Origin of the sequence: Pantoea sp. CCBC3-3-1, assembly GCF_007981265.1 — a bacterium.
Taxonomy (GTDB): domain Bacteria; phylum Pseudomonadota; class Gammaproteobacteria; order Enterobacterales; family Enterobacteriaceae; genus Erwinia.
Genome location: NZ_CP034363.1, coordinates 4378762 through 4404985, shown reverse-complemented (window position 1 = coordinate 4404985; position 26224 = coordinate 4378762). Strand labels below are relative to the sequence as shown.

25 protein-coding genes, 2 tRNA genes and 1 pseudogene are annotated in these 26224 nt (G+C 53.3%); 20 read left to right on the top strand and 8 right to left on the bottom strand.

Annotated elements, in window-relative coordinates; all coding sequences use genetic code 11:
- Positions 1-101 precede the first annotated feature (101 nt).
- Both folP and glmM read left to right on the top strand, forming a co-directional pair.
- Entirely contained in the window at positions 102-935 is an 834-nt protein-coding gene (gene folP / locus EHV07_RS20585; protein ID WP_147199993.1) for a dihydropteroate synthase, read from the top strand.
- Between the two features lie 4 nt (positions 936-939).
- Positions 940-2274, top strand: a complete 1335-nt coding sequence (gene glmM, locus EHV07_RS20580; protein WP_147199992.1) for a phosphoglucosamine mutase — start codon at positions 940-942, stop codon at positions 2272-2274.
- 28 nt (positions 2275-2302) lie between these two features.
- On the opposite strand, the gene EHV07_RS24615 is transcribed toward glmM, so the two are convergent.
- Positions 2303-2446 (bottom strand): hypothetical protein, encoded by a 144-nt coding sequence (locus EHV07_RS24615; RefSeq protein WP_168199655.1) that lies wholly within the window; start codon positions 2444-2446, stop codon positions 2303-2305.
- A gap of 90 nt (positions 2447-2536) precedes the next feature.
- Here EHV07_RS24615 and secG point away from each other — a divergent pair, with 90 nt between their 5' ends.
- The 14 genes from secG (at position 2537) to EHV07_RS20510 (ending at position 16733) form a co-directional block, all read left to right on the top strand.
- Positions 2537-2866, top strand: a complete 330-nt coding sequence (secG, locus tag EHV07_RS20575; RefSeq protein WP_147199991.1) for a preprotein translocase subunit SecG — start codon at positions 2537-2539, stop codon at positions 2864-2866.
- A 56-nt stretch (positions 2867-2922) separates the two neighbouring features.
- Positions 2923-3009: transfer RNA gene (locus EHV07_RS20570), tRNA-Leu, on the top strand.
- 59 nt (positions 3010-3068) lie between these two features.
- A tRNA-Met gene (locus EHV07_RS20565) sits at positions 3069-3145 on the top strand.
- A 212-nt stretch (positions 3146-3357) separates the two neighbouring features.
- A complete protein-coding gene (gene rimP, locus EHV07_RS20560; protein ID WP_147199990.1) occupies positions 3358-3810 on the top strand; it encodes a ribosome maturation factor RimP in 453 nt (150 codons plus the stop codon).
- Between the two features lie 24 nt (positions 3811-3834).
- Positions 3835-5322, top strand: a complete 1488-nt coding sequence (gene nusA / locus EHV07_RS20555) for a transcription termination factor NusA (protein WP_147199989.1) — start codon at positions 3835-3837, stop codon at positions 5320-5322.
- Between the two features lie 24 nt (positions 5323-5346).
- Complete coding sequence (gene infB / locus EHV07_RS20550; protein ID WP_147199988.1) at positions 5347-8037, top strand: translation initiation factor IF-2; 2691 nt, start codon at positions 5347-5349, stop codon at positions 8035-8037.
- Between the two features lie 65 nt (positions 8038-8102).
- A complete protein-coding gene (rbfA, locus tag EHV07_RS20545; protein WP_147199987.1) occupies positions 8103-8504 on the top strand; it encodes a 30S ribosome-binding factor RbfA in 402 nt (133 codons plus the stop codon).
- Complete coding sequence (truB, locus tag EHV07_RS20540) at positions 8504-9448, top strand: tRNA pseudouridine(55) synthase TruB (RefSeq protein ID WP_147199986.1); 945 nt, start codon at positions 8504-8506, stop codon at positions 9446-9448. The genes rbfA and truB overlap by 1 nt, the downstream gene beginning before the upstream one ends.
- Before the next feature lie 108 nt (positions 9449-9556).
- On the top strand, positions 9557-9826 hold the full coding sequence (rpsO, locus tag EHV07_RS20535) for a 30S ribosomal protein S15 (RefSeq protein WP_024966694.1): 270 nt from the start codon (positions 9557-9559) through the stop codon (positions 9824-9826).
- Between the two features lie 306 nt (positions 9827-10132).
- Positions 10133-12262, top strand: a complete 2130-nt coding sequence (gene pnp / locus EHV07_RS20530) for a polyribonucleotide nucleotidyltransferase (protein WP_147199985.1) — start codon at positions 10133-10135, stop codon at positions 12260-12262.
- Between the two features lie 124 nt (positions 12263-12386).
- The gene (nlpI, locus tag EHV07_RS20525; protein WP_147199984.1) at positions 12387-13271 is read left to right on the top strand and encodes a lipoprotein NlpI; all 885 of its coding nucleotides are present in this window, start codon (positions 12387-12389) and stop codon (positions 13269-13271) included.
- Between the two features lie 104 nt (positions 13272-13375).
- Positions 13376-13432, top strand: a complete 57-nt coding sequence (gene yrbN / locus EHV07_RS25235) for a protein YrbN (protein ID WP_098053093.1) — start codon at positions 13376-13378, stop codon at positions 13430-13432.
- Between the two features lie 16 nt (positions 13433-13448).
- Complete coding sequence (locus EHV07_RS20515) at positions 13449-15383, top strand: DEAD/DEAH family ATP-dependent RNA helicase (protein ID WP_147199983.1); 1935 nt, start codon at positions 13449-13451, stop codon at positions 15381-15383.
- Between the two features lie 195 nt (positions 15384-15578).
- Positions 15579-16733 (top strand): MFS transporter, encoded by a 1155-nt coding sequence (locus tag EHV07_RS20510; protein ID WP_168199654.1) that lies wholly within the window; start codon positions 15579-15581, stop codon positions 16731-16733.
- Between the two features lie 74 nt (positions 16734-16807).
- Here the strand turns inward: EHV07_RS20510 and EHV07_RS20505 are convergent, their stop codons facing one another.
- From EHV07_RS20505 to EHV07_RS20495, 3 genes are all read right to left on the bottom strand, one after another.
- Positions 16808-17815 (bottom strand): luciferase-like monooxygenase, encoded by a 1008-nt coding sequence (locus EHV07_RS20505; RefSeq protein WP_147199982.1) that lies wholly within the window; start codon positions 17813-17815, stop codon positions 16808-16810.
- Positions 17816-18023: 208 nt separating this feature from the next.
- Positions 18024-18902, bottom strand: a complete 879-nt coding sequence (locus EHV07_RS20500; RefSeq protein WP_147200686.1) for a U32 family peptidase — start codon at positions 18900-18902, stop codon at positions 18024-18026.
- An 8-nt stretch (positions 18903-18910) separates the two neighbouring features.
- Positions 18911-19906: a peptidase U32 family protein gene (locus EHV07_RS20495; RefSeq protein WP_147199981.1), complete on the bottom strand. Its 996-nt coding sequence runs from the start codon at positions 19904-19906 to the stop codon at positions 18911-18913.
- Between the two features lie 207 nt (positions 19907-20113).
- Between EHV07_RS20495 and EHV07_RS20490 the strand changes: the two are divergent.
- A pseudogene (locus EHV07_RS20490) lies at positions 20114-20637 on the top strand (SCP2 domain-containing protein).
- Positions 20631-21134, top strand: coding sequence for a GNAT family N-acetyltransferase (locus tag EHV07_RS20485; protein ID WP_147199980.1), 504 nt, complete (start codon positions 20631-20633; stop codon positions 21132-21134). The pseudogene EHV07_RS20490 and the gene EHV07_RS20485 overlap by 7 nt, the downstream one beginning before the upstream one ends.
- Here EHV07_RS20485 and EHV07_RS20480 read toward each other — a convergent pair.
- Entirely contained in the window at positions 21121-21423 is a 303-nt protein-coding gene (locus tag EHV07_RS20480; RefSeq protein ID WP_147199979.1) for a GIY-YIG nuclease family protein, read from the bottom strand. The two genes, EHV07_RS20485 and EHV07_RS20480, sit on opposite strands and share 14 nt — an antisense overlap.
- Before the next feature lie 122 nt (positions 21424-21545).
- On the opposite strand from EHV07_RS20480, the gene EHV07_RS20475 reads away from it, so the two are divergent.
- The gene (locus EHV07_RS20475) at positions 21546-21986 is read left to right on the top strand and encodes a YhbP family protein (protein WP_147199978.1); all 441 of its coding nucleotides are present in this window, start codon (positions 21546-21548) and stop codon (positions 21984-21986) included.
- A gap of 236 nt (positions 21987-22222) precedes the next feature.
- Here the strand turns inward: EHV07_RS20475 and EHV07_RS20470 are convergent, their stop codons facing one another.
- On the bottom strand, positions 22223-22744 hold the full coding sequence (locus EHV07_RS20470) for a type 1 glutamine amidotransferase domain-containing protein (protein ID WP_147199977.1): 522 nt from the start codon (positions 22742-22744) through the stop codon (positions 22223-22225).
- 166 nt (positions 22745-22910) lie between these two features.
- On the opposite strand from EHV07_RS20470, the gene EHV07_RS20465 reads away from it, so the two are divergent.
- A complete protein-coding gene (locus EHV07_RS20465; RefSeq protein WP_147199976.1) occupies positions 22911-23543 on the top strand; it encodes an NAD(P)H-binding protein in 633 nt (210 codons plus the stop codon).
- Here EHV07_RS20465 and nrdG read toward each other — a convergent pair.
- Positions 23534-24004 carry an anaerobic ribonucleoside-triphosphate reductase-activating protein gene (gene nrdG / locus EHV07_RS20460; RefSeq protein WP_147199975.1) on the bottom strand — a complete coding sequence of 157 codons (471 nt, stop codon included), beginning with the start codon at positions 24002-24004 and terminating at the stop codon, positions 23534-23536. The genes EHV07_RS20465 and nrdG overlap by 10 nt on opposite strands.
- Positions 24001-26136: an anaerobic ribonucleoside-triphosphate reductase gene (gene nrdD / locus EHV07_RS20455; protein WP_147199974.1), complete on the bottom strand. Its 2136-nt coding sequence runs from the start codon at positions 26134-26136 to the stop codon at positions 24001-24003. The genes nrdG and nrdD overlap by 4 nt, the downstream gene beginning before the upstream one ends.
- Positions 26137-26224 lie beyond the last annotated feature (88 nt).

Sequence of the window (26224 nt, the reverse complement as noted above, 5' to 3'; positions counted from 1 at the left end):
CAGCAGTCCTGAGTCACAAGCAAACCCCGGCGATGACCGGGGTTTTTTTTATGAGTACATCGGCCAGACCGATCCGCACACTTCCAGGGAGAAGCGCCATCATGAAACTTTACGCCAGAGATTCCGTGCTCGATTTATCACATCCTCATGTGATGGGGATACTGAACATGACGCCGGATTCCTTTTCAGATGGCGGCAGGCATAACAGTCTGGTGCAGGCGCTAACCCATGCGAATGAAATGATTAACGCGGGTGCGACCATTATCGACATTGGTGGGGAATCGACCCGGCCAGGCGCCGATGAAGTGAGCGTTGAAGAAGAGCTGGACCGGGTGATCCCCGTTGTCGAGGCGATTGCACAGCGTTTCGAGGTGTGGATTTCTGTGGATACTTCCAAGCCGGAAGTGATCCGTGAAGCGGCAAAGGCCGGTGCGCATATTATCAACGATATTCGTTCACTTCAGGAACCTGGCGCGCTGGAAGCGGCGGCTGCAACCGGTTTGCCGGTCTGTATAATGCATATGCAGGGTGAACCTCGCACGATGCAGCAGGCACCCGGGTATAAAAATTTGCTCCAGGACGTAGATACTTTTTTTGTTGAGCAGATAGCGCGCTGTGAAGCTGCCGGTATTAAAAAAGATCGGTTGCTGCTCGACCCAGGGTTCGGTTTCGGTAAGAATCTCTCCCACAATTATCAATTGCTGGCGCACCTGGCTGATTTTCATCATTTCGGGCTGCCACTATTGGTAGGGATGTCGCGAAAAAGCATGATTGGGCAGTTGCTGAATGTTGGACCGTCTCAACGTCTTACCGGAAGCCTGGCTTGTGCCGTGATTGCTGCAATGCAGGGCGCACATATTTTACGCGTCCATGATGTTAAAGAAACTGTAGAGGCGATGCGCGTCGTCGAAGCAACCCTGTCAGCAAAGGAATAGTAGAATGAGCAACCGTAAGTATTTTGGTACCGATGGCATCCGGGGCAAAGTTGGCGAAACCCCGATCACTCCCGATTTCGTCCTGAAGCTGGGCTGGGCGGCGGGCAAAGTTTTGGCGCGCAACGGCTCCAAAAAAATTATTATCGGTAAAGATACGCGTATTTCCGGCTACATGCTGGAGTCCGCATTGGAAGCGGGTTTGGCCGCTGCCGGACTTTCTGCGGCGTTTACCGGACCGATGCCAACGCCAGCCATTGCTTATCTCACCCGTACCTTCCGTGCTGAGGCCGGCATCGTTATTTCTGCCTCTCACAATCCATTTGATGATAATGGCATTAAGTTTTTCTCCATCGAAGGGACAAAGCTGCCCGATGATGTAGAAGAAGCCATCGAAGCGGAAATGGAGAAACCTATTACCTGTGTTGAATCCGCCGAGCTGGGACGCGCCAGCCGCATTGTGGATGCCGCCGGACGTTACATCGAATTTTGCAAAGGGACGTTCCCCAGCGAACTGAGCCTCAACGGGCTGAAGATTGTGGTCGACTGCGCTAACGGTGCCACTTATCACATCGCACCTAATGTCCTGCGTGAACTGGGCGCTACGGTGATTACGCTTGGCGTTAATCCTGATGGTATGAACATCAACAAAGAATGCGGCGCAACCGACGTTCGTCAGCTCCAGGCTCGCGTACTGGCAGAAAAGGCAGATATCGGTCTGGCATACGACGGTGACGGTGACCGCATCATGATGGTGGATCATCTGGGCCACAAAGTAGATGGCGACCAGATCCTCTACATCATCGCTCGTGAAGGCCTGCGTCAGGGACAGTTACGCGGCGGCGTAGTCGGCACGCTGATGAGCAATATGGGTCTGGAGCTGGCGCTGAAACAGTTAGGTATTCCGTTTGCACGCGCAAAAGTGGGCGACCGCTATGTGTTGGAAAAGCTCCAGGAAAAAGGCTGGCGTCTTGGCGCGGAAAACTCCGGGCATGTGATCCTGCTGGATAAGACAACCACCGGTGACGGTATCGTAGCAGGTTTGCAGGTACTTACTGCGATGGTAAGGAATCACATGAGCCTCCACGATCTCTGTAGCGGGATGAAGCTGCTACCACAGATTCTGGTAAACGTTCGCTTCAGTGGCGAAACCGATCCGCTGGAAAATGCACAGGTGAAAGCCGTAACGGCACAAGTGGAAAAAGAACTGCACGGCCGCGGACGCGTGCTGTTGCGTAAATCAGGGACGGAACCGCTAATTCGCGTAATGGTAGAAGGTGAAGATGAGGCGCTGGTCACTGCGCTGGCGCACCGGATCGCTGATGCTGTAAAGGCGGTTTAAAGACAAAATAGTGACGGGCTGAACTTATTCAGCCCGTCAGAAAAAGTGTTGTACCTGGGTGATTTTTGGTGGTTTTTTCACCTTTATTTGCGGCGTTGCGGTTTTTTTCTGCAATCGATCGCGTCGCTGTAAATTGCCCTTGCGCTGACGAGCGGCTTTGGTTAGTATTCACACCCGCTTCTGATGGGTAGTGGTGACGCTATCTGCTGACTGGTTTTGAAGCTTTTGATGTGCGGTTAACGCGCAAGGAAACAGGTTGATTATGTACGAAGCTCTTTTAGTAGTTTTCCTTATTGTGGCAATCGGCCTTGTAGGTTTGATTATGCTTCAGCAAGGTAAAGGCGCTGATATGGGCGCGTCGTTTGGTGCAGGTTCTTCAGCAACACTGTTTGGTTCTAACGGTTCAGGCAACTTTATGACCCGTATGACTGCAGTGCTGGCGACTCTGTTCTTTATCATCAGCTTGATTCTGGGTAACCTCAACAGCAACAAGACTCAGAAAGGAAGCGAGTGGGAAAATCTGACTCAGCCTGCACAGCAGCAGAGCCAGCCAGCTAAACCGGCTACGCCGGGTAGCGATATCCCACAGTAAGCAGTAACGTAGTTGGGTTTCGACGCGACAGAAAACAAAAAGTCGCAATCTTTAGTGCCGTGGTGGTGGAATTGGTAGACACGCTACCTTGAGGTGGTAGTGCCCGCATGGGCTTACGGGTTCAAGTCCCGTCCTCGGTACCAAATCTCAGTTTTGCTTGCATTTTATGCAAGATCGGCGTAGTATTTGCCACGTTTTCGGACGCGGGGTGGAGCAGCCTGGTAGCTCGTCGGGCTCATAACCCGAAGGTCGTCGGTTCAAATCCGGCCCCCGCAACCACTTTCCCTTAGAGTTCTTTTTCAAATATACTGTATGCATCGAACGGCGCATTATCAGCGAATTTTGAAAAAAATTCTTTTGGATTGTGCCGAACCGCCATTTTATGGCGTACAGGGTCCAGTCGCATAAAGCCCCGATTTTTCGGGGTTTTTTGTTATCAGGAAACAGCATACTGGGCTATTAAGCCCTTTTTTTATGTCTTGGGGGTGGGCTTGTCCACATTAGAGCAAAAATTAACAGAGCTGATTTCAGCACCGGTAGAAGCGCTAGGCTACGAACTGGTTGGTATCGAGTTTGTACGCGGTCGCACATCCACGTTGCGCATCTATATTGATAGTGAAAATGGCATCAATGTTGACGATTGTGCTGATGTCAGCCACCAGGTCAGCGCTGTATTCGATGTTGAAGATCCAATTACCGTCGCCTATAACCTAGAAGTTTCCTCACCAGGCCTTGAGCGCCCACTCTTCACTGCAAAGCATTACACGCAATTTATCGGCGAAGAAGTGAGCCTGGTGCTGCGTATGGCCGTACAGAACCGCCGCAAATGGCAGGGCATCATCAAATCCGTAGAAGGTGAGATGATTACTGTTGCCGTTGAGGGTAACGATGAAGTGTTCGCACTGAGTAACATCCAGAAGGCGAACCTGGTTCCCCACTTTTAAAAGTCCGGATTGAGGCATACCAGGATGAACAAAGAAATCTTAGCTGTAGTCGAGGCCGTATCTAACGAGAAATCCCTCCCACGCGAGAAGATTTTTGAGGCGCTGGAGAGCGCTCTGGCAACGGCTACCAAGAAAAAATATGAGCAGGAAATCGACGTCCGCGTCAGCATCGACCGCCGCAGCGGCGATTTTGATACGTTCCGCCGCTGGGTTATTGTTGATGAAGTAACAATGCCTACGCGCGAAATCACCCTGGATGCCGCGCGTTTTGAAGATGAAGCGTTGAATCTGGGCGAGTACGTTGAAGACCAAATCGAGTCAGTCACCTTCGACCGTATCACGACTCAGACGGCGAAGCAGGTTATCGTGCAGAAAGTGCGCGAAGCTGAACGTGCCATGGTTGTTGATCAGTTCCGTGAGCAGGAAGGTGAGATCATCACCGGCGTGGTTAAAAAAGTAAACCGCGACAACATCTCACTGGATCTGGGCAACAATGCGGAAGCTGTTATCATTCGTGAAGACATGCTGCCGCGCGAAAACTTCCGTCCAGGCGACCGTATTCGTGGTGTACTGTATGCAGTACGTCCGGAAGCACGCGGTGCTCAGCTGTTCGTTAGCCGCTCCAAACCGGAGATGCTGATTGAACTGTTCCGCATCGAAGTACCGGAAATCGGCGAAGAAGTGATTGAAATTAAAGCCGCTGCGCGCGATCCAGGCTCACGAGCTAAAATCGCAGTGAAGACTAACGACAAGCGTATCGACCCGGTTGGTGCTTGCGTTGGTATGCGCGGTGCGCGTGTTCAGGCGGTATCCAGCGAGCTGGGTGGCGAGCGTATTGATATCGTGCTGTGGGATGACAATCCTGCGCAGTTCGTCATCAATGCCATGGCCCCAGCGGATGTCGCTTCTATCGTGGTGGATGAAGATAATCACACCATGGATATCGCTGTTGAAGCCGGAAATCTGGCTCAGGCGATCGGCCGTAATGGCCAAAACGTGCGTCTGGCTGCCCAGCTGAGTGGTTGGGAGCTGAACGTAATGACGGTCGACGATCTGCAGGCGAAGCATCAGGCTGAAGCCCACGCTGCCATCGGCGTCTTTACCAAACATCTCGACATTGACGAAGAGTTTGCCACCATGCTGGTTGAAGAGGGCTTCTCTTCACTGGAAGAACTGGCTTACGTGCCGATCAACGAGCTGCTGGAAATTGACGGTCTGGATGAAGAGACAGTAGAAGCGCTGCGCGATCGTGCGAAAAATGCGTTAACCACCCTTGCTCTGGAAAAAGCTGAGAGTCAGGGCGGCAATCAGCCGGCAGAAGACTTGCTGAGCCTGGAAGGTCTGGATCGTGAACTGGCATTCAAGCTGGCTCAGATCGGCGTTTGTACGCTGGAAGATCTTGCCGAGCAGGGTGTTGACGATCTGTCAGATATTGAAGGCCTGAACGATGAAAAGGCCGGTGAGCTGATTATGGCTGCACGTAATATCTGCTGGTTCGGCGACGACGCGTAATAAACTGTAGCAGGAAGGAACAGCATGACAGATGTAACCGTAAAATCGCTGGCCGCAGAGATACAGACCCCGGTAGAACGCCTGGTACAGCAATTTGCTGATGCAGGGATCCGCAAGTCTGAAACAGACTCTGTGACGCAGCAGGAAAAAGAGACGCTCCTGACCCATCTGAATCGTCAACAAAATGGCGGTTCTGGTAAACTGACTTTACAGCGCAAAACGCGCAGTACCCTGAATGTGCCCGGCACCGGTGGTAAGAGTAAAGCGGTGCAAATCGAAGTCCGCAAAAAGCGCACCTATGTAAAAGGCGATCCTGCTGAAGCTGAACAGGCTGAAGCAGAAGAGCAGGCACAGCGTGAAGCGGAAGAACTGGCTCGTCGCGAGGCTGAAGAAGCAGCTCAGCGCGAAGCCCAAGCAAAAGCGAAGCGTGAAGCCGAGGAGCAGGCCAAACGTGAGGCAGCTGAGAAAGCCAAACGTGAAGCAGCGGAAAAAGATAAAGTGAGCAATCAACATACCGACGAAGTAAGCCGGACCCAGACGTCCGATAAAGCCCGCCGCGAAGCGGAAGCCGCAGAACTGAAGCGTAAAGCCGAAGAAGAAGCGCGTCGCAAGATCGAAGAAGAAGCGAAGCGCGTAGCGGAAGAAGCACGCAAAATGGCGGAAGAAAAAGGTTCCGAGTGGGCAGAAGCCGAGAAAGAAGTTGAAGACACTTCTGACTACCACGTGACCACCTCCACTCATGCCCGTGCGGCTGAAGACGAGAACGATGCGCAGGTTGAAGGCGACCGTCGCACTCGTGCTGCTCGTCCTGCAAAGGCTCCTCAGCGTAAGAAAGGCAACAAGCATTCTGAAGCGAAAACCGACCGTGAAGAAGCGCGTGCGCAATTCCGTGGCGGCAAAGGTGGCAAGCGCAAGCCAAGCACTCTGCAGCAGGGCTTCAACAAGCCAGCTCAGGCTGTTAACCGTGACGTGATTATCGGTGAGACCATCACCGTAGCGGAACTGGCTAACAAAATGGCAGTGAAAGGTTCCCAGGTCATTAAAGCCATGATCAAGATGGGCGCTATGGCGACCATCAACCAGGTTATCGATCAGGAAACGGCTCAGATGGTCGCGGAAGAAATGGGTCACAAAGTGACGCTGCGCCGCGAAAATGAGCTGGAAGAAGCGGTAATGAGCGACCGTGATACCGATGCAGCAATGGAATCACGTGCGCCAGTTGTTACCATCATGGGCCACGTTGACCACGGTAAAACGTCCCTGCTGGACTACATTCGCTCCACCAAAGTCGCCTCTGGCGAAGCGGGCGGCATTACCCAGCATATCGGTGCATACCACGTTGAAACTGACAACGGTATGGTCACCTTCCTGGATACCCCTGGTCACGCCGCGTTTACCGCAATGCGTGCGCGTGGTGCTCAGGCAACGGATATCGTTATCCTGGTTGTGGCGGCTGACGATGGCGTGATGCCACAGACTATCGAAGCTATCCAGCATGCTAAAGCGGCGAAAGTGCCGGTTGTGGTTGCTGTGAACAAGTGCGATAAGCCAGAAGCCGATCCAGACCGCGTTAAAAACGAACTCACCCAGTACGGTATTATTCCGGAAGAGTGGGGCGGCGAGAACATGTTCGTTAACGTTTCCGCTAAAGCGGGTACCGGTATCGACGACCTGCTGAATGCAATTCTGCTGCAGGCTGAAGTTCTGGAACTGACTGCGGTTCGTCAGGGTATGGCGAGCGGTGTGGTTATCGAATCCTTCCTGGATAAAGGTCGTGGTCCGGTTGCTACCGTGCTGGTACGTGAAGGTACCCTGAACAAGGGCGACATCGTACTGTGTGGCTTCGAATACGGCCGTGTTCGTGCAATGCGTGACGAACTGGGTCGTGAAGTGATGACCGCGGGTCCTTCTATTCCTGTGGAAATCCTCGGTCTGTCAGGCGTGCCTGCTGCCGGTGATGAAGCGACAGTCGTTCGTGACGAGAAGAAAGCCCGTGAAGTTGCGCTGTACCGTCAGGGCAAATTCCGTGAAGTTAAGCTGGCTCGTCAGCAGAAATCTAAGCTGGAAAACATGTTTGCCAACATGACCGAAGGCGAAGTATCTGAACTGAACATCGTGCTGAAAGCCGACGTACAGGGTTCTGTCGAAGCGATCTCCGACTCCCTGCTGAAGCTCTCTACCGACGAAGTGAAAGTGAAGATCGTAGGTTCTGGGGTAGGTGGTATCACCGAAACCGACGCTACGCTGGCTGCGGCTTCCAACGCGATTCTGGTTGGCTTCAACGTTCGTGCCGATGCTTCTGCCCGTCGCGTGATTGATTCAGAAAGCCTGGATCTGCGTTATTACTCCGTCATCTATAATCTGATTGACGAAGTGAAGCAGGCAATGAGCGGTATGCTGGCGCCTGAGTACAAGCACCAGATCACCGGCCTGGCTGAAGTTCGTGACGTGTTCAAATCACCTAAGTTTGGCGCAGTTGCAGGCTGTATGGTGACTGAAGGTAATATCAAACGTCACAACCCAATCCGCGTTCTGCGTGACAACGTGGTTATCTACGAAGGCGAGCTGGAATCCCTGCGCCGCTTCAAAGATGACGTTAACGAAGTTCGTAACGGCATGGAATGTGGTATCGGCGTGAAGAACTACAACGATGTACGCGTTGGCGATATGATCGAAGTATTCGAAATTATCGAGATCCAGCGTACTATCGCTTAATGGTTGCCTGATCAACCTGTTCGGGAGGCCTTTGCGCCTCCCGTATTTATTTGGAGAGAATAATTATGGCGAAAGAATTTGGTCGCCCACAGCGCGTCTCCCAGGAATTGCAGAAAGAGATCGCAATTATTTTACAGCGTGAGATCAAAGATCCACGTCTGGGCATGATGGTTACCGTGTCAGGCGTAGACCTGTCGCGCGATCTGGCCTATGCCAAAGTGTTCGTCACCTTTTTAAATGATAAAGACGAAGCGGCTATCAAAGCTGGCCTGCGTGCGCTGGGCGATGCTTCCGGCTATATCCGCTCGCTGCTGGGCAAAGCGATGCGCCTGCGCATCGTGCCTGAGCTAACCTTCTTCTACGACAACTCGTTGGTTGAAGGGATGCGGATGTCTAACCTTGTCACTAACGTGGTGAAAAACGATGAAGAACGTCGTGGCCCCGCGGAAGAAGACAAGGAGGACTGATGAGTCGTCCTCGTCGTCGCGGACGCGATATCCACGGCGTACTGTTGCTGGATAAGCCGGGTGGCCTCTCTTCCAACGATGCGCTGCAAAAGGTAAAAAGGCTGTTCAACGCCAATCGCGCGGGTCATACCGGCGCCCTTGACCCGCTGGCTACCGGTATGCTGCCGATCTGTCTGGGTGAAGCGACCAAGTTCTCGCAGTATTTACTGGATTCCGATAAGCGTTATCGCGTCATTGCTCGTCTGGGCCAGCGCACTGATACGTCCGATGCGGATGGTCAGATTATTAGCGAGCGTCCGGTCAGCTTCACGCAGGAACAGCTTGAAGTCGCACTCGACAGTTTCCGTGGCGAAACCCAGCAGGTGCCGTCGATGTATTCGGCACTTAAGTACCAGGGGCGTAAGCTTTATGAATACGCCCGTGAAGGGATTGACGTTCCACGTGAAGCGCGCAGCATTGTGGTTTATGAACTTAAGTTCATTCGCTGGGAAGGCAATGAGCTTGAGCTTGAAATTCACTGCTCGAAAGGCACCTACATTCGTACCATTACGGATGATTTAGGCGAGCTGCTGGGCTGCGGCGCGCACGTTACTTTCCTGCGCCGTTTACAGGTTGCTACGTACCCGATAGCCAGCATGGTCACCCTTGAGCAGCTCAATGCATTGAGTGAAGAAGCTTATCGCAGCGAACGCGCGCCAGCTGAACTGCTTGATGCGTTACTGATGCCAATGGACAGTCCGGCAGCCGCTTACCCTGTCGTGAACCTGCCGGAAACGGTATCGGCCTACTTTAAGCAGGGGATGCCCGTACAGGCTTCAGGTGCGCCCGCTGAAGGTCTGGTTCGCGTAACTGAAGGAGCGGAAAGCAAGTTTATCGGCATGGCGGAGATTGCTGAAGACGGTCGCGTGGCACCACGGCGATTGGTTGTAGAATATTCCGACTAGCCATTTGCGAAAGCCCCCTTCTTAAGAGTAGAATGGCGCGGCTTTACACTGGGTTGCTGAATTAGAGATCGGCGCCTGTACATTTATCTTAAAATTTGGAGTTGTAATATGTCTCTAAGTGTTGAAACTAAAGCGCAGATCGTTGCTGATTACGGCCGTGATGCTAACGACAGTGGTTCTACCGAAGTTCAGGTTGCTCTGCTGACCGCACAGATTAACCATCTGCAGGGTCACTTCTCTGAGCACAAAAAAGACCACCACAGCCGTCGCGGTCTGCTGCGTATGGTTTCCCAGCGTCGTAAGCTGCTGGATTACCTGAAGCGTAAAGACGTTGCACGTTACACCAGCCTGATCGAGCGTCTGGGTCTGCGTCGCTAAGTCAAAGAATCTGCTATCGTTTCCTGAGGCGCAAGCTGGCAGGTAAAATGGTGAAAAGGCAGATTTGTGCGAGTTTCGCTAAAAAGGGGCCTTTATGGCCCCTTTTTTCAGGCCAGCCGCAGCAATCCAGGTCAAACTATTGTATTGTTGCTGAGTGTGATCTTCAGTTGCAGAGATTCGCGCGGCTAATGAGAGGCTTTGTCCCGGGCGGGATTAAGGGTTGTCATTAGTCGCGAGGATGCAGATGAAGATTTAAAGTCCACCCCGGCCGGGTCAGTGCCCTGCCGAGAAGTTAAGGATATAATTTTGCTGAATCCGATCGTAAAAAAATTCCAGTATGGTCAGCATACCGTCACGCTTGAAACCGGTATGATGGCTCGCCAGGCAACGGCAGCCGTAATGGTAAGCATGGACGACACCGCCGTGTTCGTTACCGTTGTAGGCCAGAAAAAAGCGAAACCAGGTCAGGGCTTTTTCCCACTGACCGTTAACTATCAGGAGCGTACTTACGCTGCTGGTCGTATCCCAGGCAGCTTCTTCCGTCGTGAAGGCCGTCCAAGCGAAGGCGAAACGCTGATCTCGCGTCTGATTGACCGTCCGGTCCGTCCACTGTTCCCTGAAGGTTTTGTTAACGAAGTCCAGGTGATTGCCACCGTGGTTTCCGTTAACCCACAGGTGAACCCGGATATCGTTGCGATGATTGGTGCTTCTGCTGCACTGAGCCTGTCAGGCCTGCCGTTCAATGGTCCAATCGGCGCTGCGCGCGTTGGTTATCTGAACGATCAGTACGTGCTGAACCCAACCACCGACGAGCTGAAAGAAAGTAAGCTGGATCTGGTTGTTGCGGGTACTCAGGGCGCGGTGCTGATGGTTGAGTCAGAAGCAGAACTGCTGAGCGAAGATCAGATGCTGGGCGCCGTGGTATTTGGCCACGAGCAGCAGCAGATTGTGATCGACCAGATCAATGCGCTGGTTGCCGAAGCGGGTAAACCACGCTGGGACTGGCAGCCAGAAGCTGTCAACGAAGCGTTACACGCTCGTATCGCCGCACTGGCTGAATCTCGCCTGAGCGATGCTTACCGCATCACTGAAAAACAGGAACGTTATGCTCAGGTTGATGTGATCAAATCTGAAGCAACCGCCGCGCTGCTGGCAGAAGACGAAAGCCTGGACGCTGCTGAAATCAGCGACATCCTGCATACGCTGGAAAAAAATGTGGTTCGTAGCCGCATCCTGCGTGGCGAGCCGCGTATCGATGGCCGTGAAAAAGATATGATCCGTGGTCTGGACGTGCGCACTGGCGTACTGCCACGTACTCACGGTTCAGCCCTGTTCACCCGTGGTGAAACTCAGGCGCTGGTCACGGCTACGCTGGGTACGGCACGTGATGCACAGAACCTGGATGAGCTGATGGGCGAACGTACCGACAGCTTCCTGTTCCACTATAACTTCCCTCCATACTGCGTCGGTGAGACCGGGATGGTCGGTTCGCCTAAGCGTCGTGAAATTGGTCACGGTCGTCTGGCGAAGCGTGGCGTGCTGGCCGTAATGCCTAAAGGCGATGCGTTCCCGTACACCGTGCGTGTGGTTTCTGAAATCACCGAGTCTAACGGTTCTTCTTCTATGGCTTCTGTCTGTGGTGCCTCTCTGGCACTGATGGATGCTGGCGTACCAATCAAAGCGGCCGTTGCTGGTATCGCGATGGGTCTGGTAAAAGACGAAGAAAACTTTGTTGTTCTGTCTGATATCCTGGGCGATGAAGATCACCTGGGCGATATGGACTTTAAAGTGGCCGGTAGCCGTGAAGGTATCACCGCGTTGCAGATGGACATCAAAATTGAAGGTATCACCCGCGAAATCATGCAGGTGGCTCTGAACCAGGCTAAGGGTGCGCGTCTGCACATTCTGGGCGTGATGGAACAGGCTATCAGCACCCCTCGCGGCGACATCTCTCAGTTTGCGCCACGCATCCATACCATCAAGATCAGCCCGGACAAGATCAAAGATGTGATCGGTAAAGGCGGCTCTGTTATTCGTGCGCTGACTGAAGAAACCGGCACCACCATCGAAATCGAAGATGATGGCACCGTGAAAATCGCAGCGACCGACGGTGACAAAGCGAAATTCGCTATCCGTCGTATCGAAGAGATTACCGCTGAAATCGAAGTTGGCCGTATCTACAACGGTAAAGTTACCCGTATCGTTGATTTCGGTGCTTTCGTTGCCATCGGTGGCGGTAAAGAAGGTCTGGTTCACATTTCTCAAATCGCTGATAAGCGCGTAGAGAAAGTGACCGACTATCTGCAGATGGGTCAGGAAGTGCCGGTTAAGGTACTGGAAGTTGATCGCCAGGGCCGTGTGCGCCTGAGCATCAAAGAAGCCGCCGAGCCGGAAACGGCTGAGGCAGCTCCAGCGCCAGCGCCAGAAGCAGAATAAGAATACCACAAGCTCTCTCTGCTGATGCAGGGAGAGCTGTATCATCGCGAGGGCAGGACGACACCTTGTGCACGGCAGGCGGATGAAAGGAGAGTCATCCCATTGTTTGTATTTGGGAGTGGAAATGAAGCCTTTTTTGCGCTGGTGTTTCGTTGCGACAGCTTTAACGCTGGCAGGATGCAGCAACTCGGATTGGCGTAAGAACGAGGTTCTGGCTGTTCCGCTACAGCCGACGTTGCAACAGGAAGTTATCCTGGCACGTATGGAACAAATTCTTGCCAGCCGGGCCCTGACCGATGATGAACGCGCACAGCTGTTATATGAGCGCGGAGTGTTGTATGATAGTCTTGGTTTGAGAGCACTGGCGCGGAATGATTTTTCACAGGCGCTATCTGTCAGACCCGATATGCCCGAAGTATTCAATTACTTAGGCATATATTTAACGCAGGCAGGCAATTTTGATGCTGCCTATGAAGCGTTTGATTCTGTACTTGAGCTTGATCCAACTTACAATTACGCGCATTTAAACCGCGGTATCGCCCTGTATTACGGCGGAAGGTTTAAATTAGCGCAAGATGATCTGCTGGCGTTTTATCAAGACGATCCTAACGATCCTTTCCGTAGCCTGTGGCTCTATCTCGATGAACGCGAGATGAACGCCGACCAGGCAAAAGTAGCGCTACAACAGCGGTACGATAAAGCGGTCAGGGATCAATGGGGATGGAATATTGTCGAGTTCTACCTGGGACACCTCAGCGAAAGCAAGCTGATGGAGAGTCTTAAGGCGGACGCAACGGATAACACCTCGCTCGCTGAACATCTCAGTGAAACCAACTTCTATTTAGGTAAGCACTACCTAAGTCTGGGGGAGAAGGACAGCGCAGAAGCGTTGTTCAAGCTGACGGTCGCCAACAACGTACACAACTTTGTTGAGCATCGATATGCATTGTTGGAGCTGGCGCTACTCGGCCAGACACAAGACGATTTATCAGAATCTGACCAGCAATAGCTGACGAACTTTTATTGCCCTGATTTTAGAAAGGTCATCATCTTAACGGATGAGGGCTTTTTTGTTCGTCGAAACCACTAATTTGAGCCGGTTCACACTTTTTGATGAAAATGACTGAAAGTTTTCACGACGAGTTATGTAGACTGGCCGCCGCAATCTAAGAGGCACGTGTACTACATGACTGATATTGAAACCACTTTTGCTGACCTTGGTCTGAATGAATCCATTCTCGAATCACTTAACGGCATGGGCTATGTAAAGCCATCTCCGATCCAGGCTGAGTGTATTCCTCACCTGCTGGCGGGCCGTGACGTGTTGGGTATGGCACAGACCGGGAGCGGTAAAACAGCAGCGTTCTCGCTGCCACTGCTACACAACATTGACAGCAACCTGAAAGCACCACAGATCCTCGTGCTGGCACCAACTCGTGAGTTGGCGGTTCAGGTTGCAGAAGCCGTAACTGAATTCTCTAAACACATGCGCGGTCTTAACGTGGTGGCCCTTTACGGCGGCCAGCGTTATGACGTACAGCTGCGTGCTCTGCGTCAGGGTCCACAAGTTGTTGTGGGTACACCTGGACGCCTGTTGGACCACCTGAAACGCGGCACGTTAGACCTTTCTAACCTGCGCGGACTGGTGTTGGACGAAGCTGATGAAATGCTGCGTATGGGCTTTATCGAAGACGTTGAAACGATCATGGCTCAGATTCCAGCCGATCATCAGACTGCTTTGTTCTCTGCAACCATGCCAGAAGCGATTCGTCGTATTACGAAACGCTTCATGAAAGATCCACAGGAAGTGCGTATTCAGTCAAGCCTGACCACGCGTCCTGATATCAGCCAGAGCTACTGGACCGCTTACGGTCGTAAGACTGACGCGCTGGTTCGCTTCCTGGAATCAGAAGATTTTGATGCGGCGATCATTTTCGTCCGTACCAAAAACGCCACGCTGGAAGTGGCCGAAGCGCTGGAGCGCAGCGGTTACAACAGTGCTGCTCTGAACGGCGACATGAACCAGGCACTGCGCGAGCAGACGCTGGAGCGCCTGAAAGATGGCCGCCTGGACATTCTGATCGCAACCGACGTTGCGGCCCGTGGTCTGGACGTTGAGCGTATCAGCCTGGTGGTAAACTACGACATCCCTATGGATGCTGAGTCTTACGTTCACCGTATCGGCCGTACCGGCCGTGCGGGTCGTGCTGGCCGTGCGCTGCTGTTCGTTGAGAACCGTGAGCGTCGTCTGCTGCGTAACATTGAACGCACCATGAAGCTGACCATTCCAGAAGTTGAGCTGCCAGGTGCAGAACTGCTGGGTCAACGTCGTCTGGCTAAGTTTGCGGCTAAAGTTCAGCAGCAGCTGGAAAGCAGCGATCTGGAACAGTACCGTGCGCTGCTGAGCAAAATGCAGCCTGCGGAAGAAGAGCTGGATATCGAAACGCTGGCTGCCGCGCTGCTGAAAATGGCTCAGGGCGAACGCCCACTGATCGTGCCAGCCGACCCGGCTCCACGTCCACGTCGCGAATTCAAAGATCGTGACGATCGTCGCGATGACCGTCGTGGCGATCGCCCGGACCGTGGTCCACGCGAAAGCCGTGACGGCGAGCGTCCACGTCGTGAACGTCGTGACGTTGGCGATATGGAAGTTTACCGTATCGAAGTTGGCCGTGATGATGGTGTTGAAGTTCGTCATATCGTTGGTGCTATCGCTAACGAAGGCGACATCAGCAGCCGTTACATCGGTAACATCAAGCTGTTTGGTACGCACTCAACTATCGAGCTGCCGAAAGGCATGCCGGGTGATATTCTGTCTCACTTCACCCGTACGCGTATTCTGAACAAGCCGATGAACATGCAGCTGATCGGTGATGCGCAGCCTCGCAGCAACGAACGTGGTGCTGAACGCGGCGGCGAACGCCGTGGCGGTGGTGCAGGTCGTGGCGGTTTCGCTGGCGGTCGTAGCGAAGGTGCACGTCCTGAAGGCGGTCGTCGCTTCAGCAACGAGCGTAGCGGTGGCGGTGAGCGTCGTGGCGGTGGTTTCAGCCGTGACGGTGGCAGCCGTGGCCCACGTCGTGAAGAAGCGGGCAGCGCGCCAACACGTCGTCGTGACGCGTAATTGCCCGGGCGTTTAACACGCCCGCTATAGAAATGCCGGTCATGCAAATGACCGGCATTTTTTTTGCCTGTTGATTGGGTAAGCGTCGGTAAATAAGTTCACGACCTGAGATAAATTACGCCAATTAAATAAAAAATCCCGTCAGTCCGATTACACTTCCCTTGAAGCTAACAACTCATGAACTAAGGGAAGCCCGTGTCTGAAAACAACCTCGCAATGACTAACAGCCATGCCAGTCGTCTTACTACCAGAGCGATATTTTTTGTCACCGGAATGGCTATGGGTCTTTGGGCGACGCTGGTGCCTTATGCTCAACAGCGTACCGGGTCAGCGGCGGGCGAGCTTGGGCTACTTTTGCTCTGTCTGGGTGCGGGTTCGCTGCTCTCAATGATCGGTTCGGGCCGTTTGATTGGTCGTTTTGGCTGTCGCAGCGTGATTGTGGGGTCAGTGTTAGTTTATTGTCTGATGCTTCCCTTCCTTGCTACGCTTGACGATTTGCGTTTGCTGGCGCTAAGTCTCTTTATCTTTGGGATGGGAATTGGTCTGGCTGACGTCGCGATGAACGTACAGGGCTCGCTGGTGGAACAGGCGTCCGATAAACCTCTGATGTCCGGTTTTCACTGTATGTGGAGCGTGGGGGGCATTGCGGGCGCAGCAGGGGGAGCAATGCTGTTTAGCGCAGGTCTGACGCCGCTACAAAGTACCTGGATTACCAGTGGTTTCATTGTGCTAATACTGCTGCTTTCTTTTAATGCGCTTCTCCCTTTCGGTAACCATGAGCCAGAAAACCACTCTGCTGGTAAGGCCCGACCTAACTTCCGCCTGATCCTGATGGCGATAATGGCGATGATCTCTTTTATGGCCGAAGGCGCGGTCATTGACTGGAGCGGAGTATTTATGACGGATAACCGCGGAATGGCGGTCGCGCATACCGGATGGGGGTTTGCGATCTTTGCTTCAGCAATGTCGCTAATGCGTTTGACTGGCGATGCGGTGGTTACCCGGCTGGGCCGTAAACGCGTGCTGATTTATGGCGGACTTGCCGGGCTGGCTGGCTATATGATGGTAGTCTTATTACCCGGCTGGCTGCTGTCGCTGTGCGGGTTTGCGCTGATTGGTATTGGCGCGGCCAATATTGTCCCGGTGCTTATTACCCTTGCCAGCCAGGAAAAAGTAATGCCGGTTAACATGTCTGTCTCAATGGTGGCAACGCTTGGCTATCTTGGCGTATTGGGCGGACCTGCGCTGCTCGGCTGGATAGCGCACATCTCCAGCCTTTATGTTGCCTTTACGCTGGTCGCCGCCGCATTTTTAGTGATTGTTTTTGGTGCCGCTAAGCTGCGCTATTAATCGTTGATAAAAAGAAGGCAGTGAACCTGACGGACTCACTGCCTTTATCCTCTTCAGCTGAAGATATCTGCCGCTCAGAGCGACTGGTGCGCTTCCATTGCCAGCTCGAAAGAGCGCAACCGCGCCTGCTGATCGAAAATCTGCCCGTTAACCATAATCTCATCGGCCTGCGTTTCACGGATCAGGGAAGCCAGCCCATGACGAACTTTATCGCCATCACCGACGATCGACATACTTAACGCCTGCTGCACGCCATACTGTTCGGACGGAGACCAGAAGTTATCCATGTTTTCTACTGGCGCAGGCAGCGGACCCGGCCTGCCCCGACGCAGATTAACGAACTGCTGCTGCATTGAGGTAAACAGGAAACGTGCGTCATTTTCACTGTCAGCCGCCACCACGTTGACACACACCATTGCATGCGGTTTTTCAAGGCGAGCGGAAGGCTTAAAGTTTTCACGATACAGATGCAGCGCCTGGAACAGCATATCCGGCGCGAAATGCGAAGCAAAAGCAAACGGCAGGCCAAGCTTAGCCGAGAGCTGGGCGCTGTACAGACTTGACCCCAACAACCAGACAGGGATCTTCAATCCCAGACCAGGCACAGGCTGTACCGCTGGCTGAGCTGAACCTTCCGCGTCAAACCAGGCGATCATCTCAGAAACATCGGCAGGAAAATTATCAACGTGGCCGCCCATATGACGACGCAGCGCCATCATGGTGCGTTGATCGGAGCCTGGCGCACGGCCAAGGCCTAAATCGATTCGGCCCGGATAGAGTGATTCGAGCGTACCGAACTGCTCGGCGATAACCAGTGGCGAATGGTTAGGGAGCATAACGCCGCCGGATCCAAGACGCAGAGTGGTGGTGTTTGCCGCCAGATAGCCAATCAGCACCGAAGTCGCGGCGCTGGCAATACCCGTCATATTATGATGCTCAGCCAGCCAGTAGCGGTTAAAGCCGAGCTTTTCCGCCTGTTGTGCCAGCGCCAGCGAAGAATGGAAAGCATCGCGCGCGCTCGCACCTTGCGGAATAGGGGCCAGATCCAATACCGACAGAGGAACAGTTTTTTTATCAGACATAAATTGCTCACTTATTCGAAGGGCGGCGGTAGCGCCAAAACAAACACACAGCCTAAGCGATCTTTCGCTCACCAGATTGGCAGTTTGCAGCACTTTCATGGCCGAAACTGCGGAGCGCCCAGGGTGTAGCTACCTGTCAGTATATCAACCTGTAACCATAATAATTGCATTTATTTTGCCACAGGCAGGCGCAAGGCCTGCTCAGGGATCATTCGATCAATTCAAGCCCGGCGACCTGGCGCCAGTAGCCGTTGCACTGCTGATGCGGAGTAAGAGGTAGCGGATATTCCCCTTTTTCGTTCGCACGGAAATCGTCAATAAGCGAGAACGTTTCGCTGCTTTGCGCAGAGAGCCGAACAATATCGACGATGCCCTGCATGGAGAGCAGATCGTTGCCCAGGTTATAGCAGTAGCCGCTCATGGTCTGGATACCGTTAAGTACGAACACCTGCTGATCTTCCTGAGTTCGCAGGCTCCTGCCGTTGGGAAAGTTAATGCAGCAGGTCTGGCAATCGTCCTTGCCGCGATTTTCTGCTCTGGCGGTAAAACAGCGGGCAGAGAGCGCCAGCGGCAGATGGCCATAGCTCAATACTTCCACCTCGAACTGGTGGCGAATCCCTAACTCCTCGCACTGATTCAGCAGATTCACCAGCCAGTCTCGTGAAAGCTCAACCGGCATGCACCAGCGGATCATCCCCAGCTTGTGCAGCAGGCGCAGCGTGACGGCGTTATAGCAGTTCAGCGCATGGCCGGCGACAAAGGGCAGGCCCGCTTCCGCTGCCATATTCACCGTCCCGATGTCGTTGGCTTCAATCAAAAACTCGCCGTTATCGACATAGCGTTTCAGTTCGGTCAGTTCAGAAGGTGACTCCACCAGGGCAAGGGTGCTCAGCACGACTTGTTTACCGGCGGCGGCCAGCTCTTTTGCCATTGCCATCCAGTCGGCAAACCTGACGGCGCGCCGCTTACTGCATACCGCTTCGCCAAGATAGATGATATCAGCCTGGCTGGTGGCGGCCTGTTGGTAAAACGTCTGTAAGGTTTCTTTCGGCCAGTACCAGAGCACTGGACCCAATGCATATTTCATCATATTCCCTACTGCCATTCACGGTGATAGGCGCCCAGCGTGGTTTGGGTGCCTTCGCTCAGCGCACTCAGCGCCGACATCCAACTTTGCTGGGGGATAAACGCGTGTGGATTGCTTTTGCAGCGATCGATCGCCTGGCGCCAGATACGGGTGACCTGCTCGACATACGCCGGGCTGCGCTGGCGTCCTTCAATTTTCACCGAAGCGATATTCGCCCCAAGCAGCTCAGGCAGCAGTTCGAGAGTATTCAGGCTGGTGGGCTCTTCCAGCGCGTGGTAGCGCTGTTCATCAACCTTATAGCGGCCCTTACATAAAGTGGGATAGCCAGCATTCTCATCCCGTCCGTAGCGATCGATAAGCACTTCGTTCAGGCGTGATTCCAGTCCATTGGGCGTTTGCTGCCAGCGGACAAAGCGCGCCGGAGAGCAGGCACCTACGGTATTCGGCGATTCGCCCGTCAGATAGGAAGAGAGATAGCAGCGGCCTTCAGCCATGATGCACAGGCTGCCGAAAGCGAAAACCTCCAGCGGTACCGTGGTCGTGCGGGAGAGCTGGCGAACCTGATGAATGGAAAGTACGCGGGGCAGCACAACGCGAGCGACATCAAAATGACGTTGGTAAAATTTGACCGCTTCGGCGTTGGTTGCTGAAGCCTGAACCGAGACGTGTCGCTCAATTTGAGGATAGCGACGGGCGGCATATTCCAGCATGGCAATATCGGCCAGAATCAGCGCATCGACCCCGGCATTGGCGGCCATATCAATAGCGCGTTCCCAGCGCTGATAGCCGGTTGGATGGGCAAAAGTATTGATCGCAACATGCAGTTTGCGGCTATGCTGATGAACATAGCGGGCGGCTTCCTGCAGGCGTTTTTCAGTGAAGTTAAGACCAGCAAAATGGCGGGCGTTGGTATCATCTTTGAGGCCGATATAGACGGCATCAGCGCCGTTAGCAATCGCCGCTTTCAGCGCAGGCAGATTACCGGCAGGACAAAGCAGTTCCATATTAGGCAATTCCGGATTAAAAAAAGAACCCTTAATGCTAATCTGACCAGTAACAGCAGTTTTTGATTTAAGGCAGTTAAACGCGTTTTGAACGGATATAACCGGCTAAAAAAGGCCCGGTGTTCGGCTACTTTATTGATCCAACTGCCCGCTGAAAACTGACACTGTGGCAAAATAGCTGAAATTTTCTCAACAGGAGTGATGATGGTGTTGAACCCGTTACGCGCGCAGATTGTCCGTAAAGGCCCGAAATTCTTGCGCCTCCCGCTGCAACTGACTCCCTTCAGCCTGAAAAAACAGGGCCTGCAACAGCTGCTGAATTGGCAATTTCATCATGCTCTGGCTGAAGGTGAGTTAAACTTTCTGGAAGGGCATGGATTAGGTATTGAAATCCGTGACCTCGGCCTGTGCTGGGTAACCACTGTTGAGCAGGGAAAATTGCAGATAGCCGATCGGGCCGATGCGGACGTGTGGTTCCGCGGTGATGCCAACGATCTGCTGCTGATCGCAGCGCGCAGGCTGGATCCTGATACCCTGTTTTTCCAGCGTCGCCTGATTATCGAAGGTGATACTGAACTGGGGCTTGAGGTGAAAAATTGATGGATGCCATTGAGCTGGAACGCATGCCGACGCCATTGCGCGTTGTGCTTATGCAGCTGGCTGATTTTGTAGAGGCAGGACTGACTGAGGACGCGACTTCCACGGTTGATCGCGCAGGTGCATCATGTTAATTCGTACGGAGATCGGGGTTGATGCGGCGAGTATCGACAGCCTGTTACGCCGCTGTTTTACTACTTCCGCTGAAGCGGAGCTGGTTCAGCAACTGCGTGAAGATGGTTTGCTGACGCTTGGCGTTGTGGCAACCGATGATGAAGGACAGGTATTGGGCTACGCAGCCTTCAGCCCGGTAACGCTGAATGGCGAAGATCATCAGTGGGTAGGATTAGCCCCGCTGGCGGTAGATGAAAGCGTACGTGGCCAGGGACTGGGTAAACAGCTGACTTATGAAGGTCTGGACACGCTGAATGAGTTTGGCTATGCCGCCGTTGTGGTGCTCGGCGATCCCGCTTATTTCGGACGTTTTGGTTTTGAACCTGCGGCACGCCATCAGCTGCGCTGTCGCTGGTCAGGTGCCGAAGCGGCTTTCCAGGTCTACAAACTGGCCGATAATGCGTTCAATGAGGTCGAAGGGCACATCGACTATTCCATCCCGTTTAACCATGCCTGAGCGCTTCCAGCCAGGCGCTTAACAAATCAGGCTGGTGAGCAACCAGCCTGATTTTATCCTGCCTCTTCAGCTGTTTTACCTGATATTCGAGCTTTGATGCGCTGGAGCGATCGCCTGCCTCACAATAAAACAGCAGGGTCAGCGGCCCTTTGCCACGTAATGCCTTCGCCCCTTTTCCGGTCTGATGCTGGCTAAAGCGCCGCGCCACATCGTTAGTGATACCGGTGTAGAGCATGCCTTTGGCCGTTTGCACAATATAGAGATGCCACGGTGCTTCTTTGCCGTCCATTCAATCCAGCCTCAGTCGATCAGAAACGGAATTCTACCAGTTACGTGGCGGTCTGAAAGGCATTTCATTTTGTATGCGGGCAAAGGAATGTGGCAAAGTACCCTTTTTCCAGGGAGGTTTCGATGTCAGATTCTCAACCGCTTAAAGCCATCACTCGCTATCTGCAAAAGCAGCATGTTCTCTCCGTCTGCGGCGGCGATCCTGTCTGGTGCGCTAACTGTTTTTATGTCTTCAATGCAGAGAAGGTCGCTTTCTGGCTAATGAGCGAGGAAAGCACGCGGCATGGCGCGCAGTTCGTCGGCGATCCCCGCGTAGCGGGCACGGTTAACGGCCAGCCTAAATCGGTGTTGCTGATCAAAGGCGTGCAGTATGCGGGCCGCATTCGGTTACTGGAAGGCGAAGAGAAAGAGCAGGCGCGTAAAGCCTATATTAAGCGCTTCCCGATAGCGGCTACGGTTTCGGCACCCTTATGGGAGATCCTGCCGGATGAGCTGAAAATGACTGATAATGCATTAGGGTTTGGTAAAAAACTGCACTGGCTGCGGCAAGATGAAACCCAATAGCAGGCATGAAAAAGGTCAGGAAAACCTGACCTTACAGACAGCGAACAAACTCAAAGCGCGAGGAACATGAGCCTGGAACAAAGCGTCCTGGGCCATGGACGGCCCAGGCCGAGCTGGCAGGGAAGCCGCTTTTTGCGTCTTTGTGGAAGGCTCATGTTCCTCGCGCCGGCACTATGTCAACATCCAAAAAGGCCAGGAAAACCTGGCCTTTTTCATATTATCAATTTCGAGGCTAATCAGGCGGTCTCAAGAATGCGCAGCGATTCGCGGTTAAAAGCGGGTAAGTCATCTGGCGTGCGGCTGGAGACAAGCTTGTCGTTATCCACCACCACTTCTTTATCGTAAAAATCAGCACCCGCGTTTTTTAAATCAATCGCGATGGCTTTCACCGACGTCATCTTACGACCGCGCACAGCGTTGGCGCTGATCAGCAGCTGTGGGCCGTGGCAAATAGCAAAGATGGGTTTGCCGAGCTCAACAAACTGCTTAGTGAAATTCACAAAGCGATCGTCGCCACGCAGGCTGTCTGGCGAGTGTCCACCCGGCAGCAGCAGCGCATCGAAATCGGCTGCATTGACGTGATCGATATCTTTATCAATCTTCACTTTCGCTTTGCCCTGTTTACCCGTTACGGTAACGCCGGCTTTCTTATCAATGGTGATGACCTGGTGACCCGCTTTTGTATAGGCGTCGGCGGGGGAAGTAAATTCGGAGTCTTCGAATTCATCAGTGATTAGTACAGCAATCTTCTTACTCATCTTTTCCTCCGGTTATAATTTTGATGTCGGATTAAGTGTGGTCGGTAATCCTGAAAAATCAAGGAGCTCTGATGTAATACGCTACAGGCTGCTGATAAACATAGTGGTTCATCTGTCTGATGGCGGGCGAAACGGCAGGGTCTACACTTAGCAAAAAGGAGAGGATATGAGTCGAGTATTGATCACGGGTGCGACGGGGCTGGTAGGCCGTCATCTGCTGCGTTTATTGATTGCCGATCCTCGAGTCAGCGAAATCATCGCGCCGACGCGACGGAAATTACCCGAGATGAATAAAGTCACCAATCTTGTCGAAGCCGATCTGACGGACGTGCTGGGGCCGTTACAGACGCCGCTGGATCTGGTGTTCTGCTGTCTCGGCACCACCCGGCGTCAGGCGGGCAGCAAAGAAGCCTTTGTGCATGTGGATTACACGCTGGTGTTGGATACGGCAATTGCCGCACAGCGTCTGGGCGCAAAACATTTGCTGGTCGTCAGCGCTCATGGTGCCAACACCCGTTCACCTTTTTTCTATAGTCGGGTGAAAGGCGAAATGGAAAATGCGCTGAAGAAAGAGCGCTGGCCGCGCCTGACGCTGATTCGGCCCTCTTTATTGCTTGGTGAACGGGAGAGCAGCCGCGCGGGAGAATCGATAATGGCGCCGCTGTTTAAGCGGCTTCCCGGCAACTGGCGGGCGGTAAAAGCGAAAGATGTCGCTGCGGTCATGATGCGGGAAGCTTTCACCCCCGCGCGACAGGAGATAACGGTAATTGAGTCGGGCGATATTCCCCGTCAGGCCTGACGCAAATAGTGGATGACCTGATTGCTGCTTCCCCGCCAGCGCAGCGCGGGATCTTTCAGTGCCTGAATAAATTTACCATCCACCAGCACGTTAATCTGCTGTACCACGCGCTGCTGTTCAGCCGTCAGGTCCGCCAGGCAGTAGCCGGTCCAAAGCCAGATATCTTTTCCCACACAGTCACGCCGAACGCGTTTGACCAGCCGCAGGACGTCGGCAACATTTGCGGGGTGGAGCGGGTCGCCGCCGGACAGCGTCAAGCCCTGGCGGGGAATGCGGGTGTCAGTGAGGTCGGCAATCAGCTGTTCTTCCATCTGCAAAGTGAAAGGATGGCCTGAGTTCAGCCGCCAGGTGCTTTTGTTATAACAACCCGGGCACTGGTGTTCACATCCCGCCACAAACAGCGTGCAGCGCGTACCCGGCCCGTTAACAATATCGACCGGGTAGTATTGATGGATATTCACCCCAAAGGCCCGGCAAGATGTTTCACGCGGCGCTTCACTTCTTCCTGCTTGCCTGCGTTAAAAGGCCGCGCATCCGGGCTGCCCAGATAACCACACACGCGGCGTGTAACCGAGACGCGCGAGGCATCATGATTACCGCATTTTGGGCAGGTGAAGCCTTTGCTGGTGCATTCAAATTCGCCGGTAAAACCGCAGTCGTAGCATTCATCTATCGGCGTATTGGTGCCGTAATAGGGCACGCGGCTGTAGCTGTAATCCCAGACATCTTCCAGCGCCTTCAGGTTGTGCTGGATATTGGGATATTCGCCGTAACAGATAAAACCCCCGTTGGCTAACGGCGGATAAGCCGCTTCAAAGTCGAGCTTATCGTACGGGTTAACCTTCTTCTCCACGTCGAGATGAAAACTGTTGGTGTAGTAGCCTTTATCGGTCACGCCGGGCACCACGCCAAATTCAGCCGTATCCAGACGACAGAAGCGGTCGCACAGATTTTCACTTGGCGTGCTGTACAGGCTGAAACCGTAGCCGGTTTCCTCTTTCCAGCCGTCAACTGCATCACGTAAATGGCTGACGATAGCAACGGCTTTTGCCCGTAGCTGTTCGTCATCATAAAGGTGGGTCGCACCGCCGCTCAGTGCGTTAATCGTTTCATGAATGCCGATATAGCCCAGCGAAATCGAGGCGCGGCCATGTTTGAAGATCTCCGCTACGTTATCATCCGCCGCCAGACGAACGCCGCAGGCACCTTCCATATAAAGGATTGGCGCAACGCGAGCTTTAATATTCTCCAGGCGAGAAATGCGGGTCATCAGCGCTTTTTTCGCCAGGCGTAAACGCTGATCCAGCAGATCCCAAAAGCGGGCTTCATTACCTTTGGCCTCCAGCGCGATGCGCGGCAGGTTAAGACTAATGACGCCGATATTATTGCGGCCATCATGTACCAGCTCGCCATTCTCTTCCCAGGTGCCTAAAAAGCTGCGGCAGCCCATTGGGGTTTTAAACGAGCCGGTGACGCTAATCACCTGCTCATAGTTGAGGATATCGGGATACATTCTCTTGCTGGCACATTCCAGCGCCAGCTGTTTGATATCGTAATTGACATCATCCGGCGAGCGGTTTAACCCCTCTTTGATAGCAAAAACCAGCTTGGGAAAAACGGCGGTTTTATGATTTTTCCCCAGCCCGGCAATGCGGTTGCGCAGAATGGATTGTTGCACCAGACGTGCTGACCAGCAGGTGCCCAGCCCAAAACCGAAGGTGACAAAAGGGGTCTGACCATTCGCGGTATGCAGCGTATTGACCTCATATTCCAGCGACTGGAAAGCATCAAAACACTCTTTCTCGGTACGGCTTTGCGCATAGCCTTCGGCATCGGCAATGTGCCACTCTTTTGCCGTCTGACGATGCTTTTCAAGGCTGGCCTCAACGAAGGGTGCCAGCACCTCATCAATGCGGTTGATCGTTGTTCCGCCATAGATATGGCTGGCGACCTGAGCAATGATCTGGGCGGTAACGGCGGTGGCGGTAGAAATGGATTTTGGCGGTTCAATTTCCGCGTTGCCCATTTTAAAGCCGTGCGTCAGCATGCCTTTCAGATCGATCAGCATGCAGTTAAACATGGGGAAGAAAGGCGAGTAATCGAGATCGTGATAATGGATCTCGCCTCGTTCATGTGCCAGTACCACGTCTCGCGGCAAAATATGTTGAGTGGCATAGTGCTTAGCGACGATCCCGGCCAGCAAATCGCGCTGTGTTGGGATGACTTTGCTGTCTTTATTGGCATTTTCATTCAGCAGTGCCGGATTGCTTTGCTCAACCAGCCCCTGAATTTCTTTATTCAGTTTGCCACGGCGTTCGCGGGCGATATCCCGGTCGTGGCGATATTCGATGTAGGTGCGTGCCAGTTCGGGATAGCGACCCGCCATTAACGTGTTTTCAACCGCTTTCTGAATATCGTGAATATCCACGCTGTTATGCTGCTGTAGCTGCTGGCAAATCTGACGGGTCACCGCCGCGCAATAGTCGCTGTCTTTTATAGACGCCGCTTCTGCCGCGCCTTTGATCGCCTCCAGGATACGCGCTTCATCAAAGACGCTTTTGCAGCCGTCACGCTTAATTACTGTCGACACCATGACTTCATTCCTGTGAAGAAACTATATGTAGATACCTTCTGGTATGATAGTCGCTACATGTAGTGTTTTCGTTTTTTTAACTGCAACT